General features: G+C 32.1%; 19 protein-coding genes. 9 read left to right on the forward strand and 10 right to left on the reverse strand.

The annotated features are described in order from the left end of the window. Nucleotides 1-5: 5 nt before the first annotated feature. From panC to CKBE_RS00235, 3 genes are all read right to left on the reverse strand, one after another. Complete coding sequence (gene panC / locus CKBE_RS00225) at nt 6-869, reverse strand: pantoate--beta-alanine ligase (RefSeq protein ID WP_015237603.1); 864 nt, start codon at nt 867-869, stop codon at nt 6-8. A gap of 18 nt (nt 870-887) precedes the next feature. Beyond that, nucleotides 888-1,076, reverse strand: a complete 189-nt coding sequence (locus CKBE_RS00230; RefSeq protein WP_015390085.1) for a DUF3460 family protein — start codon at nt 1,074-1,076, stop codon at nt 888-890. A 123-nt stretch (nt 1,077-1,199) separates the two neighbouring features. Beyond that, nucleotides 1,200-2,147: a polyprenyl synthetase family protein gene (locus CKBE_RS00235; RefSeq protein ID WP_015390086.1), complete on the reverse strand. Its 948-nt coding sequence runs from the start codon at nt 2,145-2,147 to the stop codon at nt 1,200-1,202. 371 nt (nt 2,148-2,518) lie between these two features. On the opposite strand from CKBE_RS00235, the gene rplU reads away from it, so the two are divergent. From rplU to obgE, 3 genes are all read left to right on the forward strand, one after another. Continuing rightward, nucleotides 2,519-2,842 carry a 50S ribosomal protein L21 gene (gene rplU, locus CKBE_RS00240; protein ID WP_015237605.1) on the forward strand — a complete coding sequence of 108 codons (324 nt, stop codon included), beginning with the start codon at nt 2,519-2,521 and terminating at the stop codon, nt 2,840-2,842. A 20-nt stretch (nt 2,843-2,862) separates the two neighbouring features. Beyond that, nucleotides 2,863-3,123: a 50S ribosomal protein L27 gene (gene rpmA / locus CKBE_RS00245; protein ID WP_015237606.1), complete on the forward strand. Its 261-nt coding sequence runs from the start codon at nt 2,863-2,865 to the stop codon at nt 3,121-3,123. A gap of 68 nt (nt 3,124-3,191) precedes the next feature. Continuing rightward, nucleotides 3,192-4,217 (forward strand): GTPase ObgE, encoded by a 1,026-nt coding sequence (gene obgE, locus CKBE_RS00250; RefSeq protein WP_015237607.1) that lies wholly within the window; start codon nt 3,192-3,194, stop codon nt 4,215-4,217. Here the strand turns inward: obgE and CKBE_RS00255 are convergent. Together CKBE_RS00255 and gpmA are read right to left on the reverse strand one after the other, a co-directional pair. Next, entirely contained in the window at nt 4,212-5,510 is a 1,299-nt protein-coding gene (locus tag CKBE_RS00255) for a S41 family peptidase (protein ID WP_015237608.1), read from the reverse strand. The genes obgE and CKBE_RS00255 overlap by 6 nt on opposite strands. 139 nt (nt 5,511-5,649) lie before the next feature. Continuing rightward, complete coding sequence (gpmA, locus tag CKBE_RS00260) at nt 5,650-6,393, reverse strand: 2,3-diphosphoglycerate-dependent phosphoglycerate mutase (protein ID WP_015390088.1); 744 nt, start codon at nt 6,391-6,393, stop codon at nt 5,650-5,652. 125 nt (nt 6,394-6,518) lie between these two features. On the opposite strand from gpmA, the gene CKBE_RS00265 reads away from it, so the two are divergent. The 3 genes from CKBE_RS00265 (at nt 6,519) to CKBE_RS00275 (ending at nt 8,544) form a co-directional block, all read left to right on the forward strand. Next, complete coding sequence (locus CKBE_RS00265) at nt 6,519-6,926, forward strand: rhodanese-like domain-containing protein (RefSeq protein ID WP_015237610.1); 408 nt, start codon at nt 6,519-6,521, stop codon at nt 6,924-6,926. A 75-nt stretch (nt 6,927-7,001) separates the two neighbouring features. After that, entirely contained in the window at nt 7,002-7,457 is a 456-nt protein-coding gene (gene secB, locus CKBE_RS00270) for a protein-export chaperone SecB (protein WP_015237611.1), read from the forward strand. Beyond that, nucleotides 7,450-8,544 carry an NAD(P)H-dependent glycerol-3-phosphate dehydrogenase gene (locus CKBE_RS00275; protein WP_015390089.1) on the forward strand — a complete coding sequence of 365 codons (1,095 nt, stop codon included), beginning with the start codon at nt 7,450-7,452 and terminating at the stop codon, nt 8,542-8,544. The genes secB and CKBE_RS00275 overlap by 8 nt, the downstream gene beginning before the upstream one ends. A 13-nt stretch (nt 8,545-8,557) precedes the next feature. Here CKBE_RS00275 and CKBE_RS00280 read toward each other — a convergent pair whose 3' ends face one another. Continuing rightward, a complete protein-coding gene (locus tag CKBE_RS00280) occupies nt 8,558-9,034 on the reverse strand; it encodes a tRNA (cytidine(34)-2'-O)-methyltransferase (RefSeq protein ID WP_015237614.1) in 477 nt (158 codons plus the stop codon). 92 nt (nt 9,035-9,126) lie between these two features. Between CKBE_RS00280 and CKBE_RS00285 the strand changes: the two genes are divergently transcribed. Next, nucleotides 9,127-10,026: a methyltransferase domain-containing protein gene (locus CKBE_RS00285; RefSeq protein WP_015237615.1), complete on the forward strand. Its 900-nt coding sequence runs from the start codon at nt 9,127-9,129 to the stop codon at nt 10,024-10,026. Nucleotides 10,027-10,056: 30 nt separating this feature from the next. Here CKBE_RS00285 and CKBE_RS00290 read toward each other — a convergent pair whose 3' ends face one another. The 4 genes from CKBE_RS00290 to def form a co-directional block, all read right to left on the reverse strand. Further along, on the reverse strand, nt 10,057-10,752 hold the full coding sequence (locus CKBE_RS00290; RefSeq protein WP_015237616.1) for a response regulator: 696 nt from the start codon (nt 10,750-10,752) through the stop codon (nt 10,057-10,059). 523 nt (nt 10,753-11,275) lie between these two features. Further along, on the reverse strand, nt 11,276-12,628 hold the full coding sequence (rsmB, locus tag CKBE_RS00295) for a 16S rRNA (cytosine(967)-C(5))-methyltransferase RsmB (protein ID WP_015390090.1): 1,353 nt from the start codon (nt 12,626-12,628) through the stop codon (nt 11,276-11,278). 23 nt (nt 12,629-12,651) lie between these two features. Then, nucleotides 12,652-13,608, reverse strand: coding sequence for a methionyl-tRNA formyltransferase (gene fmt, locus CKBE_RS00300; RefSeq protein WP_015237618.1), 957 nt, complete (start codon nt 13,606-13,608; stop codon nt 12,652-12,654). 2 nt (nt 13,609-13,610) lie between these two features. Further along, nucleotides 13,611-14,144: a peptide deformylase gene (gene def / locus CKBE_RS00305; protein WP_015237619.1), complete on the reverse strand. Its 534-nt coding sequence runs from the start codon at nt 14,142-14,144 to the stop codon at nt 13,611-13,613. Nucleotides 14,145-14,282: 138 nt separating this feature from the next. Here def and CKBE_RS00310 point away from each other — a divergent pair, with 138 nt between their 5' ends. Together CKBE_RS00310 and ilvA are read left to right on the forward strand one after the other, a co-directional pair. Further along, the gene (locus tag CKBE_RS00310) at nt 14,283-15,026 is read left to right on the forward strand and encodes a YggS family pyridoxal phosphate-dependent enzyme (protein ID WP_225968682.1); all 744 of its coding nucleotides are present in this window, start codon (nt 14,283-14,285) and stop codon (nt 15,024-15,026) included. A gap of 95 nt (nt 15,027-15,121) precedes the next feature. Beyond that, entirely contained in the window at nt 15,122-16,630 is a 1,509-nt protein-coding gene (gene ilvA, locus CKBE_RS00315; protein ID WP_015237621.1) for a threonine ammonia-lyase, biosynthetic, read from the forward strand. The last annotated feature ends 27 nt before the right edge of the window (nt 16,631-16,657 follow it).

A 16,657-nucleotide genomic window follows, 5' to 3' on the forward strand; every position in this document is an offset into this window, starting at 1 on the left:
TAAGTTTATATTTCCAGATTATCTATTAGACGAACATTTCCTATAAAAGCAGCCCCCAATATCACTAATGGAACGTTGATTTGATTATCTAAATCATCCTGACTCGGCAGGGAGAGATCTAATTGCTTGCGCACAGTTATATAATTAACAAACCACTTATTCTCTTCTAGCTTTCTAGTAGCCTCAAGCTCTAAGGCTACTAGATCCTTAATCGATAAATTACTATTATCTAAGATTTTCTGCCTCATACAGTTTAGAACTGTATATAACATAGGCGCAAGTGAGATTTGATCCTCGTTTAAATATTTATTCCTAGAAGAAAACGCAAGACCTCTTTTTTCTCTTACTATTTCATGACCTATGATATTAGTTGAAAGCAAAAATTGCTTACACATACTCCTAACAATTATCAGTTGCTGATAGTCCTTTTTACCAAGAACTACAGTATCAGGTCTTATAAGAGAAAACAACTTCATAAGTACTGTACAAACCCCTGAAAAAAAACCTTTTCTCACTTCCCCTTCAAGAATATTGCCTAATTCATTAGGGGGATTTACATAAAAATTTTGGGGTTCTGGATAAATCTCTCTCTCATCAGGAATGAATAATAAATCAGTTTTAGCATGATTTGCTAAAATGTTAATATCATTCTCTATGGAACGGGGATATTTGTCAAAATCCTCATTAGGACCAAACTGCAATCTATTAACAAAAATACTTACAACAACAAAATTCTTTGTTCCTTTAGCTAAATCAACTAACTCTAAATGACCTCTGTGAAGACTTCCCATCGTGGGAACGAAAGAGATTTTCGCATTCAACATGCTTAAAAATTTATGTAAATCAGATACTGAATATATTATCTTCATAATTAAACAATAAAATTATTAATCTGCTTGATAAACATATGGTTTTTGAGATACTCTAGATAATTCAAAATCTTTTATAAGATCTGTTTCAATCCTTTTATCCCATAATATAAGCCTTCCATCGACCTGTTGCTCCCTTAATGAAGGATGAGTCTTGTTATATTCTCTTATAAAAATAGTAATATCAGACTCATAACTATTTGACATATTAACATCTCCTATTGAAAAGCATTTAATTAATAAGATACTATATCTTCATTAAAAACAGAGGATAAATAAATATGCTATCAATTAATAACTGTATAAAAACATTGCCTTCATACTTTAAAATCAAAAAATTCTATTTAAAAACATTAATGGCAATTCCATTAGAATCTCTTTGTAGCTAGAACAAGGGTAATTTAAGATAGACTTTTGGGCTTCTTTCGCCTCGCATTCAGCTAATTTAGAAGTATATTGTAAAGCATCTGTATCCTTCACAATATCTATTATATCTACGAGATTAGCATCACCAATAAGCACCGCATCACGTAAAATATTTCGTTGTTTTTCAGAACAAACAGCCATAGCTCTTATTAATGGTAGTGTTAATTTTCCTTCACGCAAATCATCACCTATATTTTTACCTAAAGTATCCACATCCCCAAAATAATCCAATATGTCATCAATTAACTGAAAAGACGTGCCTATATGTCTGCCATAAGCAATTGCAGAATTCTCCTGTTCTAGATCAGCATTCGCAATAATAGCCCCAACATGTGCTGATGCTTCAAATAACTTGGCTGTTTTAAAACGCACAACTTGCATATAACTTTCAAAAGAAGCATCTGGGTCCCTAATATTCATTAACTGTAAAACCTCCCCTTCAGCTATTACAGTAGTGGTTTTTGATAGTATATCCATAATCCTTAAAGAATCAGTTGAAACCATCATTTCAAAAGATTTAGAATACAAATAATCACCAACTAAAACACTAGCCGCATTTCCAAAAATTGAATTTGCTGAGCTCAAGCCACGACGCAATTCTGACTCATCAACAACATCGTCATGCAATAAAGTAGCAGTATGAATAAATTCTATTATCGCTGCTAGCAAATGATGTTTATTACCTTTATAACCTAAAGATAATGCTATAACTAACACCATGGACGGTCGTATGCGTTTACCTCCAGAGTTAATTATATAGTCCCCTATGGCTCGCACTAAAGCCACCTCAGAGTTCAACTGCTCACGTATGATTTTATCAACCTCTTTTAAATCATCGCTAATTGATTTCATAAAAATAACTTTATCCAAAATTTACCAAAACACAAAATAGTAAGATAATAAAATTTATACTGTAAAATAGATTTCATGCTAAGTATTCTTCACAACAAAACCTTACGAGATATTTTTGTTGTTTATAGTTTAATTTATATTAATAAAAATACAATAGTTGGTTTATGGATTATTTTTGACTTTTTATCATTGTAATAATAGAATGATCGGTATAGCACAAAATGCATAAAATGTATATATGTGCTATTCTGTTTCTGTATTTCCAAATCCTCCTTGAACATAATAAGCAATTGATATCATGTAAAGAATGATTTGAATGAGAAATAGTACAAATAATATAGAGATTTAGTTATATCATTGAGGAATATCCTATGTACGCGGTCATAAAAACTGGTGGTAAACAATATAAGGTTACCACTGGTCAAAAACTTAAAATAGAACAGATACCAGCTGACATTGGACAAGAAATCATCCTAGACTGTGTTTTAATGATAAAGTCTGAAGAAAGAGTGATTATTGGCCAACCCACAGTTTATGGAGCAAGTGTAAAAACTACTATTCTGAATCATGGGAAGCATGATAAGGTCAAAATATTCAAAATTAGACGCAGAAAACATTACCAGAAGCACCAAGGTCATAGGCAAAGATATACAGAAATATTTATTAAAGATATTAATTTCAATGACTCTATCTAAATATAAAGGAACTAAGTAATATGGCACATAAAAAAGGTGGCGGGTCGACTAGAAATGGCCGAGATTCCGAATCAAAACGTTTAGGAGTCAAAGCATTTGGAGATCAATACATAACAGCTGGTTCTATAATAGTTAGACAAAGAGGAACCCGCTTTCATGCCGGACTAAATGTTGGGATTGGTAAAGATCATACATTATTCGCACTTAAGGAAGGTAAAATACAATTTTCTGTTAAAGGTGCGCTAAAAAAACAAATGGTATCTGTTATCAGCTCTAAATAAATCATTGACATAATAAGACTCATATCAACAGATGAATCTGATTATGTCACTCTATATGAAAAACTAATATGAAGTTTATTGATGAAGCTACTATTGAAGTGATATCTGGCAATGGCGGAAATGGTGTAGCTAGCTTTAGAAGAGAAAAATTCATACCTAAGGGAGGACCTGATGGTGGTGATGGCGGGCGTGGTGGGTCCATATATGCAATTGCTGACAATAATATTAACACACTAATAGACTTCCGTTATTCACGAATTCATAGAGCTAAAAACGGGCAAAATGGTAGAGGATCAGATAGATATGGAGCATCTGCGGATGATATATTTTTAAAAATGCCAGTAGGCACAATAATTAAAGATATAGATACAGGCTACATCATTGCTGATTTAAGAGCAAATGGACAAATAGAACTGTTAGCAGCGGGAGGACTTGGAGGTCTGGGAAACTTACACTTTAAATCTAGTATAAATAGGACTCCTCGTCAGTTTACCATCGGATCAAAAGGTGAGTGTAGAAGAATTAACTTGGAATTAAGATTATTCGCAGATATAGGTCTTCTTGGGATGCCTAATTCTGGAAAATCTACACTTATATCAAAAATATCAAATGCTAAGCCAAAAATAGCCGATTATCCTTTTACAACATTACATCCTAATCTAGGACTAGTTAGAACATCAGTTAACAAGAGCTTTGTTGTTGCTGATATACCCGGGCTAGTATCAGGAGCAGCTAAAGGAGTTGGTCTTGGTCATATTTTTTTAAGACATTTGAAAAGAACTAGGATATTACTGCATATTGTAGATATTGCGGCTTATAATGAATCATCTATTGATAAGATCATAGATGATATTAATATGATTACAGAGGAACTAACTCAGTATGATTCGGAATTATTGCTAAAATCTCGTTGGCTGGTATTAAACAAAATAGATATTGCTCAAAATATTAATGAGTCTAAAGAAATTATACGTAAAAAACTAAGATGGAATGAACCGATTTTCACAATATCAGCCATGAAAAAATTAGGAATAGCAGAACTAGTACAAGAGCTACAAGTATATATAGATAGACATAGAAGTATAGATCTATAAGCAATAATTCTCATCCAGAACTATACTTATGGCTTCTCTCAATTGAAAATCATTTAAACCCTCTAATTCAAATTTCGCATCAATTGTATTACTGCAAATATATCTATCATCAAAAAGTTCTTTATAATCTTCATAATTTGTTTTGTTATCATTTTTAATATGATTATATAAGTCAGATTCCCTGAGAATTTGAGCTGAAACTAAATTATCACTATGTGCATTACTTATTATATAGTCAGGAATTATTCCTGTTGCCTGTATAGATCTCCCTGATGGAGTAAAATATAAAGAAGTTGTCAATTTAACAGCAGAAGATTCATCCAAAGGAATTATTGTCTGAACAGAACCTTTACCAAAAGTTTTATTTCCCAAGATTTTTGCCCTAGAATGATCCTGCATAGCCCCGGCTACAATCTCTGACGCAGAGGCAGACACAGAATTAACTAGAACCACCATTTTTATATTCTTAAACCAAGTAGGCAAGAGCTTTAAATCATCTGAACCATCTATGGAATATTCCTCTGGAATAGAAAAATATTTACGATCATGTTCAATACTTCGACCAACAGTAGAAACCACTAAAGAACCCTTAGGCAAAAAGGCTCCTGAAATACCTATAGCACTGCTTAATAACCCACCAGGATTATTTCTAAGGTCTAAAATTATTCCATACAACTGTGTATCATTATCAACAATATTTTGTAAGCTTCTAACCATATCACTAAGTGTATTTTCCTGAAACTGTGTGATTCCGATATATAAGATGTTTTCATTGGTTAATTTACAATTAACACTATTAATTTTCATGGTATCTCGAATAACTTCTAAGGTTATATGATCATCACCTCTTAATATGGTAAGAGTAACCGATGATTTTGGCTCTCCTCTTGTCATATTTATAACCTTGGAAAGCGATATTCCTCGAGTCAGAATATCGTTTATTTTAACAATATAATCCCCAGAAATAATACCCGCATCTGCAGCTGGAGTAGACTTTAAAGTAGAAACAACTCTTATTCCCTTGTTATCTTCTATGCTAACTTCCATACCCAACCCACCAAATTCTCCATGTATCACTGCTTTTATATCGTTGTAATCTTCAGCATCTAAGTACGAGGAATGAGGGTCAAGTCTAGACAGCATACCTGATATTGCATTGTTAACTATGCTATCACTATCAACTTCTTTTACGTAATTTTCTTTAACTATAGTAAAAACTCTAATAATTTTCTTTAATTCTTTTAAAGATATAGAAGAATTATTATTTATAAAAAAGCTATTTCTGGTATTCAAGATAATAATAAAAGCAGAGCAACTAAGAAAAAAAATTACATAGCAAAGTTTTCTATACATTATAAGTAATTCATTATTAATTAAATAGAGAGAATTAACTACCAGAAACAATAGAAATATACAAAATGATAGGACATTTTTATTTTTTACCCTGTTCTGCGATAGCAGAGACAGCAATATCAATCTCACTAGGGTTTCCTAGATAATGATATCCTGTAAAATTAAATTTGCAATCTAGTTCACATAACATGGGCTGACCTGTTGGTATATTTAAATTCATTATATCTTGATCTGATATATTACCCATATACTTTATTAAAGCTCTGAGACTATTGCCATGCGCAACTATCAATACATTTTTTCCTTCTCTTACAACGGGTAGAATATGATCATTCCAAAATGGTACTACCCTATTAACCGTATCTCTTAAACACTCACTAGAAGGTAGTAGATTAGTTGCAATATTCTTATATCTTAAATCAAAACGTGGGTGTCTTTCATCATCAATTGATAATGGCTCCGGAGCTATGTCATACGATCTTCGCCAAATTAATACCTTATCCTCTCCAAATTTAGCAGCAGTTTTAGATTTATTAAGACCTTGCAATTCGCCATAATGACGCTCATTTAAGCGCCAACTTAAACTAGTTGGCGTATACATAATACCCATAGTATCAAGAACAATCCAAAGAGTACCTATAGCACGTCTCAACATAGAGGAATATGACACATCAAATTCATAACCTTCTTTTTTTAATAGCTGTCCTGCACAAACTGCTTGATTCTTTCCAGCTTCTGTGAGATCAGCATCTGCCCAACCAGTAAAACGATTTTCAGCATTCCAAACACTCTCGCCATGACGCATCAAAACTAATTTATACATATTGATATACTCACATAAACATTAAAATATCGTTTCTTATTTTTTTATTTAACGTAATATATTATCTAATATACATTAAACATTAATACCTAACTCTAAACAAATCATAAATATCAGGAAACAAAGTGGACCTAATAAACTTTTTTATTAAAGATAACAACATTCTATTCTTACTAATTGCTATAACTTCAGCTATTATATTAGTAGCGCCTCACTTTAGAAAAAACATTAGCAGCATTGATCTCAACGAAGCTATAAAATTAGTTAATAAAAACGGAGCTATATTAGCAGACATAAGATCAACTAATGACTTTAAAGAAAAACATATACCACAATCATGCAACACTAATTCAAACGATCTCAAATCTGACAGTAAATTCTCAAACAAACTCATAATCCTTATTTGTAAAGATGGTACAGATTCTTTAAAAATAGCTTCAGAAATGAAGAATTATGGTCTAAATAACATTTTATTTCTAATTGGCGGTATAGATGAATGGATAAATAATGAACTGCCAATAATAAAAAAATAGATTTTATAATAAAATTATACAATATAAGAATACTATCAGAATCTAAATCAAATAATCTTAAAAAGAAATAACATCATGAAAAATGATAACTATAATAATACACAAAATCAACAAGGTAACATGCAAAGATTTAATATACAACGCATATACCTAAAAGATCTATCTATAGAAATTCCTAATGCCCCAGATATTTTTCTTGATATGGATAAATATAAAGTAGATGTTAATATTAAAGTAGGAGGGAAAAAAATTGCAGATAATATTTTTGAATCTGATATAACACTTACAGTTAATGCTCTAATATTAGAAAAAATACTTTATATTATAGAAATAACTCAATCAGGTATTTTTGAATTTATAAATATAGATAAACCAACTATAGATAAGATGCTAAGTGTAACATGCTACACAATAATATATCCTTATCTAAGAACAAACTTGGCTGATATTCTATCTAGAATGTCAATGCCAACGTTTCATTTAGAAGAAGTTAATTTTCAAGCACTATACGAGCAATATACAAATGATTAATGATCAAAAATACTTGAGGCTTGATAATAAGTATAAAAATAACCAAGAAAAATACACTTACGGTAAAAAAACAAATGTTCTTATATTAGGAGCTGGCAGTTGGGGGACAGCACTAGCTATAACATCATCTAATAAAAACAATACTTGTATATGGTCTAGAAACACTGAACAAACAAATAACATGATATTACATAGAGAGAACAAAGCTTATCTGCCTGGCATAAAATTTAAGCCTGATCTAGCTATTACAAACGATATAGATCATGCGATAAAATTTATACTGTCAAATGATGCTCAACCGTTGATTATAATTGGAGTGCCTGTATCTGGCGTTTCTGAAATCTGCTCACTACTATCTAAATATTCAGATTGCATATCATTTGAAGAAATACCAGTAATATGGACGTGCAAAGGACTTGAAACTAATACTTCTAATTTGATACATGAAATAATACAAAGGGATCTAGTATCATCAAAATTTACACACGGCATATTATCAGGCCCTTCATTTGCTAGTGAGGTTGCATTAGACTTACCAACAGCACTAACAGTTGCTAGTAATTCTAATAATTTATGCAAAATAACAATAGATGCTCTACATAATAATAAATTGCGAATATATAGCAGTGAAGATGTTATCGGCGTAGAAGTTGGAGGAGCATTAAAGAATATTATGTCTATAGCTTGCGGAATATCTGATGGACTAGATCTGGGTAATAATGCAAGAGCAGCTCTCATTACCAGGGGGTTGATTGAAACTAAACGTTTTGGACTAGCACTGGGAGCCGCTAATGATACTTTCTACGGCTTATCAGGCCTAGGAGATCTAGTACTAACATCTACAAGTAACTTATCAAGAAATCGCAATATAGGAATAAAAATAGGAAATGGGCTTTCTATAAAAGAAATATTAGGCTTAAAAATCACAGCAGAAGGAGTCAGATGCGCATTATCAGTTAGAACAAGAGCTAGAAATATGAATATAGTTTTGCCAATAACTGAGGCTGTTTGCTCAATATTATTTGAGCAAACAAATCCAATCGATGCAGTAAATATGCTTTTAAGTAGAGAGGCTTGTCATGAATGATCATATTATAAAATCAAACTAGTTTAGATAAATTAAAATTATTTTGCCTCCAAGCCTCATAAACTGTAACAGCAATAGCATTCGATAAATTCAAGCTCCTTTGATTAGCTAACATAGGCAAACAAAGCCTTTGATATTCAGCAAAAATATTCATGTTTTCATCAGAGAGACCAGACGTTTCTCTCCCAAAAATGAATACATCGCCAGGAAAAAATTTTATTTCTGAGAAAATATTACTAGATTTTGTTGTGAGCACAAAACACCTATTTATAGGAGTCCCAATAAAATCTATCGCTTCTATTAAGCTGTCATGTGTACAAATTGGTTGCCATTCATGATAATCTAGACCTGCTCTTTTTAATTTTGCATCATCAAGATCAAATGACATTGGCTTTACAATATGTAAAAAACTTCCTGTGTTTGCGCATAAACGAATAGCGTTTCCAGTATTTGATGGTATCTCTGGGCAAACTAAAATAACATTAAACATATAACTCCATGCAATATATAATTATGATTGTTTAAATAAAACATTACACATTTGCAAAAATATTCAATATATTAATTTTATATACCAGGCTTATGAATATAACTAATAATAGAGCGGAACCTTCGCTACCCATCAATATATCGCATGTCTCCATACAATTCTCAAGGCGAAAAGGTCTGACTAATTCTCAGTTTTTATACAATGAAATAGCTAATCGTTTAGCAAATAATCTTAAGTATATAAAAATAAAACCAAAGAATATAGTAGATTCAGGCTGTGGGATCGGTAATAACATACCTGTATTACAATCCATATATAAAAATTTTAATTATATTGGAATTGATAGATCTTTCCCATTATTATCTATAGGCTATAAAAAATGGGGACAACAAGGAATACTAAATAAAATAAAAAACCTACTAACTAACAAATCAATACCCAGATTTATACAATCTGATATGAGTAAGTCTGGTCTAAAACCAAAATCTGTTGATATAGTTTGGTCAAATCTGGCATTACACTGGCACAATAAACCAAAAGATGTTCTTAATGACTGGTATAGAATACTTACTGACAATGGATTAGTAATATTCTCATACTTTGGGCCTGATACAATAAAAGAAGTACGATTAGCCGTAACTGATGCTAACATAAAAACAGGTATGATGAGTTTTATCGACATGCATGATATTGGAGACATGCTAATGCACAGTGGATTTGAAAATCCAGTTATGCAAAAGGATACGATTACATTGACTTATAAAACCCCATTACAACTTCTAAAAGACGTGCACTATATAGGTGGCAATGCCAATACAAACCGCAAGAAAAGCTTTACAAGCAAAGAGTGGCTAAATAACTTGTGTGAGTCATTAGAGAAACAACGCAACGGCTCTTCCATTAACTTAACTATTGAAATAATATACGGTCATGCATGGCGAAAGACTAATCATAACAACAGCAATGAGAAAATAATAAAACTAGATTTATAAGAAATTACATTACAATTATAAAATTTCTTGTTATTTAGCATCATTATTTCTTCTTCTATTTGTAGAAGTAATGCCTAGTTGCTTTAACTTGCGGTAAAGATGTGTGCGCTCTAACCCTGTCCTCTCAGAAACACGAGTCATACTATAACCATCACGCATAAGATGATATTCAAAATAAACACGCTCAAAAGCATCCCGAGCATCACGTAATGGCTGATCTAAAGAAACATTACCGAGCTTGCAACTACCATTTTGATCAATTGGAACTAAACAAGTGTCAGACCAGCTTGATTCTTCGTTAGGATTTATAACTTCTTTTGTAACAGAACGTGGTGCTTTAAAACTTGAAGATTGCAATGTTCTATTTCTCAATAAACCGGAAGCAACAGTTTTTAGTAATTTTTGCAGAGAAATAGGCTTCTCTAGGAAATCCATTGCACCTATACGTGTAGCTTCCACAGCAATATCAATACTTGCATGACCACTCATCATTATGACAGGCATAGTTAGCAAACCTTGTGAAATCCACTCCTTTAGTAAACTTACCCCATCAGTATCAGGCATCCAAATATCTAATAAAACAAGATCAGGTCGTAAACGTAAACGAATTTCCCTAGCTTGCGCTGCATTCTCTGCCTGTTCAACTGTATGCCCCTCATCATATAATATTTCAGATAAGAGCTCACGTATACCTACTTCATCATCTACTACTAAGATTTTGGCCATAAATATCCACCCATTAGATAGCCAATACCTTAACTACAAAAAAAACACCCATTCTATGATATCTCCTTTAAAAAATTTACAAACAAATATGTATTTATACACTAATCATCAAATCATAATTATTAACAATATAAATTAACAGAACAAACAACACTGATGCATCATTATAATCAATAAAACAAATACCACTTCAAACTAGAAAATAACTTTACGAGAATACATTATGACATATCATTAAACTAGTAGATACTCGTATATATCACAAAATTTATTGCTATTTGCATAAGATATATTTAGATACAGACATTCTACTATCATTTAAACTATATAACACTATCAAAAAAAATTATAGACTATGACTAATTCATGATGCCGTTTGATAAAAGGAAATTATGGACAGAAATCATCTAAATAGCGCAATAAAGAGAACAATATTACAAAACATAATTATATATCTTTTATTTGATTTTATGATCTAAATAATTTCATATGAGCAACATCTCTTAAATTAATAGACTACCTGCTAACACTTTTTCTCAAATAAAGCAAAAAAAAAGCCATCGTGAGAAATACAATCTCCATTATCGCTAGTCACGGGAAGAATCTGGGCTGGAGAATCAATAAAAATAGCATCGTTATGTCTATCTAAGAAAGATAAAGCCTGACCAATGCATTCCTCATAAAAAATAGAACATGTCACATACAATAACCTCCCCCCAGGAGCCACAGTATTCCATAAAGCATCTATAATCTTTATCTGTTTCAGTACAAATTTTCTTATGTCTGATTCTTTTCTTAACCATCTAATATCAGGATGCTTTCTAACTATGCCTGAAGCGGAACATGGCACATCAGCCAGAACAGCATCAAACAACTGGCCATCCCACCATTTATCCAGATCTACGGCATCAGCAAGCATAAGTCTAACATTATCTGAATATAATCTTAATCTTTCTAAATTTTGCTTCATCCTATTCAATCTTATTTCATCACAATCTAGCGCTAAAAGATTTATATTCGCCAGTTCTAGCAAATGGGAAGCCTTGCCACCTGGTGCAGAACATGCGTCCAAAACACTCATACCATTCTCAACTCCCAATATATGACCAGCTAGTTGAGCGCCAGCATCCTGTATACACCACCATCCTTCTGAAAATCCTACTAGCTCATCTATTTTTGATTGCTTTTTATTTTGCAAAATAATTCCAGAATCACCAAAACCACAACAATCAACACCATTGTCTAAGAATATACCCAACATACTATCCCTATCTATTTGCCTAGAATTAACTCTTATTGCTAAAGGGGCTGGACTATCAGCTGAAGATAGTATTACCTTCCATGAATCACAATAAGCACGACGCAAATTATTTATCCACCAATATTGATAATTCCAACATGCCTCAAGATCATCGGCTACTAAATTCTCCAATAAAAACCTCTTTCTCAGGAAACTCCTTAATCCAGCATTTAATAATGACTTGTAGGGTCTTAGTAATGGCATATCATTTACAGCATTAACTGCTTCATTTACTACAACAAACTCTTTATATATTGGAATAGACTTTAAACATTTTTGGCTTTTTTCAAGATTAGAAAATCTCAATAAAGTTAGTGATAATAGCCATAGAGATTCAAATAACTTATTTGGATATCTTTTTATCAGACATTTTCCAACAGCACCAGCCCATCCTAAATATCTCATCGAATGAAAACTTAATGATTGCACAGACGACCTAAGAGGTGTCTCCACCTTGTCTAGAAAAAATGTCAGCGATCGTCCTTGCATCACTTCCAATATAGCATATGCAGTCAGACTCATGGTATCTGACAATTTGATAGTAGAGTCACTATGCTTTACAACTTTCATGTCCATTTGAGCACATAAACCTAAATAAGCTATTTTGCAATAATATTCTTATTAAGAAAAAATCTAGATTTGTATCCATTGATAAAATCTTTAATAGAGGAACGACTTGCGCCTAATCTTTGTAATTCAAGTAAACGCAATATTCCTCTACTAGTAAAAACATTTACACCTTCATCATCAAATGACTCTATGGCTCCAGGAACACCTCTAAGATTATCATTTTTTAATGGAATAGCGTCCCATACTTTTAAAGGATCTTTAAAAGCATTTAATCTTATAATAGCTCCTGGAAATGGATTAAAAGCACGAATTTTCCTAGATAATGAAAAAGCATCATCATAAAAATCTAATAATGCCTCATTTTTTTCTATTTTCTTAGCATACGTTATATTATAAATAGATTGCAGCTCAGGAGTTATTTTTTCAATATTATCTAATACATAATTAATTGCACGAGAACCCTCTTCAGCTAATATTTTTTGCAAGTCGAGAGTTTTATAACTATCGAGAATGGGAACACTAGATCTGAATAAAATGTTCCCAGTATCTAATCCTTTATCCATTTTTATCACTGTTATACCAGTACGTTTATCTCCATATTCTATTGCCCGTTGTATCGGAGCAGCTCCTCGCCATCTTGGCAATAAACTAGCATGAACGTTCACACAACCAAATGTAGGAAGGTCAAGAACCCATTGAGGTAATATCATTCCATACGATACTACTACCATAATATCTGGTTTTATATTTTCAAGATTATTAATAAAATCTGCAGGAAGATCATCTTTTTTAAATGTATGAGGCTGAATAACATTTATATTATTTAGAATTGCTAAACGTTTTACAATACCATCTTTTTTGATTAACCCGCGACCAGATGGTCGATCTGGTTGGGTTATAACAGTATGGATATCATAACCTGAAGATATTAAGCTAAATAAATGATCATAAGCAAATTCAGAAGTGCCTGCAAATACTATACGCATATCTATACTCCACTAGACGCAGTAGAAAACGCTATCTTGGTCTTAGATTTTCTATACTTAGATCTGATTCTATTTTGCTTTAAACTTGATAAGTATTCTATAAACAATTTCCCGTTTAGATGATCAATCTCATGCTGTATGCATCTTGCCAACAATCCATTCGCACGATGCTCCGCTATATTGCCATCCTTGTCCATAGCAACATAAACAATTTCAGAGCATCTTTCAACTCTATCATATATACCAGGTATAGATAAACATCCCTCATTATCAATATACATCTCACTACTTCTCCAGATTATCTCTGGATTAATCAAAGCAATGAAATCAGAACCACCACTGCCATAAATATCAATAACGATGATGCGCTCTTGAATATTTACTTGAGTTGCTGCTAATCCAATTCCTTCTGAATTATACATAGTTTCTAGCATATCATATATAATTCCTCTTACTCTCTGATCAACTACAGGAACTGGATTCGCTATATTGCGAAGACGATTATCAGGATAATTAATTATATTAAGTAGTGCCATTTGAAATAAATATAGGATATTAAATTTACGTCACAAGAGATTTGTGATAATTTTATTTTATACGTTTTTATATTATATCAAAGTTTTATAATTCAGTTGAAATAAGACGATATGAATATGACAATCCAATAAATCTCTATGAAAAACTTTAACGTAATACTAAATGGGATAGATATGAATAAATTTGATAGTATTACAGATAGAATAAATAATGTTAAGCAACGTATTACAGACGCTTGTATTAGATCTGGTCGCAAACCAGATGATGTTAGTATACTGCCTGTTAGTAAAAATTTTGATGCTGAACATATAGAATTAATGATTAACTCAGGATTCACCTCTTTTGGGGAAAACAGGATACAGGAAATTCGTGAAAAATATAACATAATCAATAAAGATATTAAATGGGTAATGATCGGAAACCTACAAATGAATAAAGCAAAAGAAGCCATTAATTACATAGATGAATTGGAATCATTGGATAGGTTAGATCTGGCCTTAGTATTGGATAAACACCTAAAACTAGAAAAAAAATCGTTAAAAACATTAGTGCAAGTAAAAACTTCTTCAGAACCACAGAAACATGGCCTAAATCCAGAAAATCTAATAGATTTTATAGGCAAAGTCTCTGAAAATTATAAGTCTTTAGAAATTATTGGACTAATGACTATTGCAGAAAACTCAAAAGACAATAAAATTGTGAGAAATTGTTTTAATGTTCTATATAAGCTAATGAGAAAAGTAAACGAACAAAAAATATCGGGGGTAAATTTAAAAAAACTTTCCATGGGAATGAGTGATGATTTCGAGATTGCAATTGAAGAAGGCGCAACTGAGGTTAGACTTGGTTCTATTATTTTTGGAAAAAGAATTTATAAATAAAAGGATATTATCGGTATTAAAATAACATACTTCATAATTAAACGTATAGATCTAAAAAACTAAGATTAACAATATTATTACCAGAATTTATTGATATGCCTATAGATTATTTAAAACGAATCCTAACATCTAAAGTTTATGATGTAGCAATAGAAACTAAATTAGATCCAACGCCTCTTCTAAGCAAGAGAATATCCAATAACTTATTATTAAAGAGAGAAGACACACAAGCAGTTTTTAGTTTTAAACTAAGAGGCGCTTATAATAAGATGGCTAATTTATCTAAGGAATCTCTAAGCAACGGAGTGATAGCAGCATCTGCTGGGAATCATGCCCAAGGCGTAGCCCTTTCTGCAACAAAATTGGGATGTAGGGCAGTTATTGTTATGCCTACTACTAGCCCACAACTGAAGGTAAATGCTGTACGGCGTTTAGGAGGAGAAGTTATACTAGCTGGAGAAAGTTATACAGATGCATATAACCATGCCCTATTGTTAGAAAAAGAAGAAAAACTCACTTTTGTCCATCCATTTGATGATCCAGATGTTATTGCTGGACAAGGAACGATTGGCATGGAAATACTACGTCAGCACCCAGATCCGATAGAAGCTATATTTGTAGCTGTAGGCGGTGGGGGATTAATATCAGGCGTTGCTACATATATAAAACAATTACGTCCAGAAATAAAAATAATTGGAGTGCAAACAACTGATTCTGATGCAATGTTACGCAGTATAAAAGCAGGTAGGCGTATGCATTTAAAAGATGTTGGCTTATTCTCAGATGGAACTGCTGTAAAACTTGTAGGTGCTGAAACATTTAAACTAACTAAACAATACGTAGATGAATTCATTGTCGTTAATACAGATTCAATTTGCGCTGCAATAAAAGATGTTTTCCAAGAAACGCGAGTAGTTTTAGAGCCAGCTGGTGCTATGTCAGTAGCAGCAGCTAAGCAGTATGTGTTAGAGAAAAATATCAAAAACAAGAATTTAATTGCTATATCATGTGGCGCAAATATAAATTTTGATAGATTAAGATTTGTATCTGAAAGAGCTGATGTCGGAGAAATGCGAGAGGCAATATTTGCAGTTACAATACCTGAGCAACGTGGCAGTTTTAAAAATTTTTGTCACCTAATTGGCAAGCACAATGTTACGGAATTCAACTACCGAATATCAGATGCAGATAAGGCACATGTATTTGTCGGATTACAAATATCATCATCAAATGAAACTGATAAGATAGCTGGTATATTCCGTCAAAATAACTTCGATGTACTAGATCTCACATATGATGAAATGGCGAAAAGCCATCTAAGACATATGGTTGGCGGGAAATCAAATCTTAGCAATAATGAAATACTATATAGGTTTGAATTTCCAGAACGACCTGGAGCACTCATAAATTTTCTAAATGTAATGAATCACGAATGGAATATTAGTCTATTTCATTATAGAAATCATGGTTCTGACTATGGACAAATACTGGTTGGGATTCAAGTTCCTACTAAGGACAGAAAATTATTTAAAGAGTTTTTAACTGAATTATCTTACCCATACTGGGATGAAACAAACAATCCAGCCTATAGTTTATTTTTATAATCACTAGGTATAAATACATATAAATAC

The sequence above is a fragment of the Candidatus Kinetoplastibacterium blastocrithidii (ex Strigomonas culicis) genome (assembly GCF_000319245.1).
In the GTDB taxonomy this organism is placed as follows: Bacteria; Pseudomonadota; Gammaproteobacteria; order Burkholderiales; family Burkholderiaceae_B; genus Kinetoplastidibacterium; species Kinetoplastidibacterium blastocrithidiae.

Bases quoted from the DNA above. Each gene is read 5' to 3' on its own strand.
- CKBE_RS00235 (WP_015390086.1), bottom strand. From the start codon at position 2,147: ATGAAATCAATTAGCGATGATTTAAAAGAGGTTGATAAAATCATACGT.
- CKBE_RS00310 (WP_225968682.1), top strand. From the start codon at position 14,283: ATGAAAAACTTTAACGTAATACTAAATGGGATAGATATGAATAAATTT.
- CKBE_RS00230 (WP_015390085.1), bottom strand. From the start codon at position 1,076: ATGTCAAATAGTTATGAGTCTGATATTACTATTTTTATAAGAGAATAT.
- panC (WP_015237603.1), bottom strand. From the start codon at position 869: ATGAAGATAATATATTCAGTATCTGATTTACATAAATTTTTAAGCATG.
- rsmB (WP_015390090.1), bottom strand. From the start codon at position 12,628: ATGGACATGAAAGTTGTAAAGCATAGTGACTCTACTATCAAATTGTCA.
- CKBE_RS00280 (WP_015237614.1), bottom strand. From the start codon at position 9,034: ATGTTTAATGTTATTTTAGTTTGCCCAGAGATACCATCAAATACTGGA.
- def (WP_015237619.1), bottom strand. From the start codon at position 14,144: ATGGCACTACTTAATATAATTAATTATCCTGATAATCGTCTTCGCAAT.
- rplU (WP_015237605.1), top strand. From the start codon at position 2,519: ATGTACGCGGTCATAAAAACTGGTGGTAAACAATATAAGGTTACCACT.
- CKBE_RS00290 (WP_015237616.1), bottom strand. From the start codon at position 10,752: ATGGCCAAAATCTTAGTAGTAGATGATGAAGTAGGTATACGTGAGCTC.
- CKBE_RS00275 (WP_015390089.1), top strand. From the start codon at position 7,450: ATGATTAATGATCAAAAATACTTGAGGCTTGATAATAAGTATAAAAAT.
- gpmA (WP_015390088.1), bottom strand. From the start codon at position 6,393: ATGTATAAATTAGTTTTGATGCGTCATGGCGAGAGTGTTTGGAATGCT.
- rpmA (WP_015237606.1), top strand. From the start codon at position 2,863: ATGGCACATAAAAAAGGTGGCGGGTCGACTAGAAATGGCCGAGATTCC.
- fmt (WP_015237618.1), bottom strand. From the start codon at position 13,608: ATGCGTATAGTATTTGCAGGCACTTCTGAATTTGCTTATGATCATTTA.
- obgE (WP_015237607.1), top strand. From the start codon at position 3,192: ATGAAGTTTATTGATGAAGCTACTATTGAAGTGATATCTGGCAATGGC.
- CKBE_RS00285 (WP_015237615.1), top strand. From the start codon at position 9,127: ATGAATATAACTAATAATAGAGCGGAACCTTCGCTACCCATCAATATA.
- ilvA (WP_015237621.1), top strand. From the start codon at position 15,122: ATGCCTATAGATTATTTAAAACGAATCCTAACATCTAAAGTTTATGAT.
- secB (WP_015237611.1), top strand. From the start codon at position 7,002: ATGAAAAATGATAACTATAATAATACACAAAATCAACAAGGTAACATG.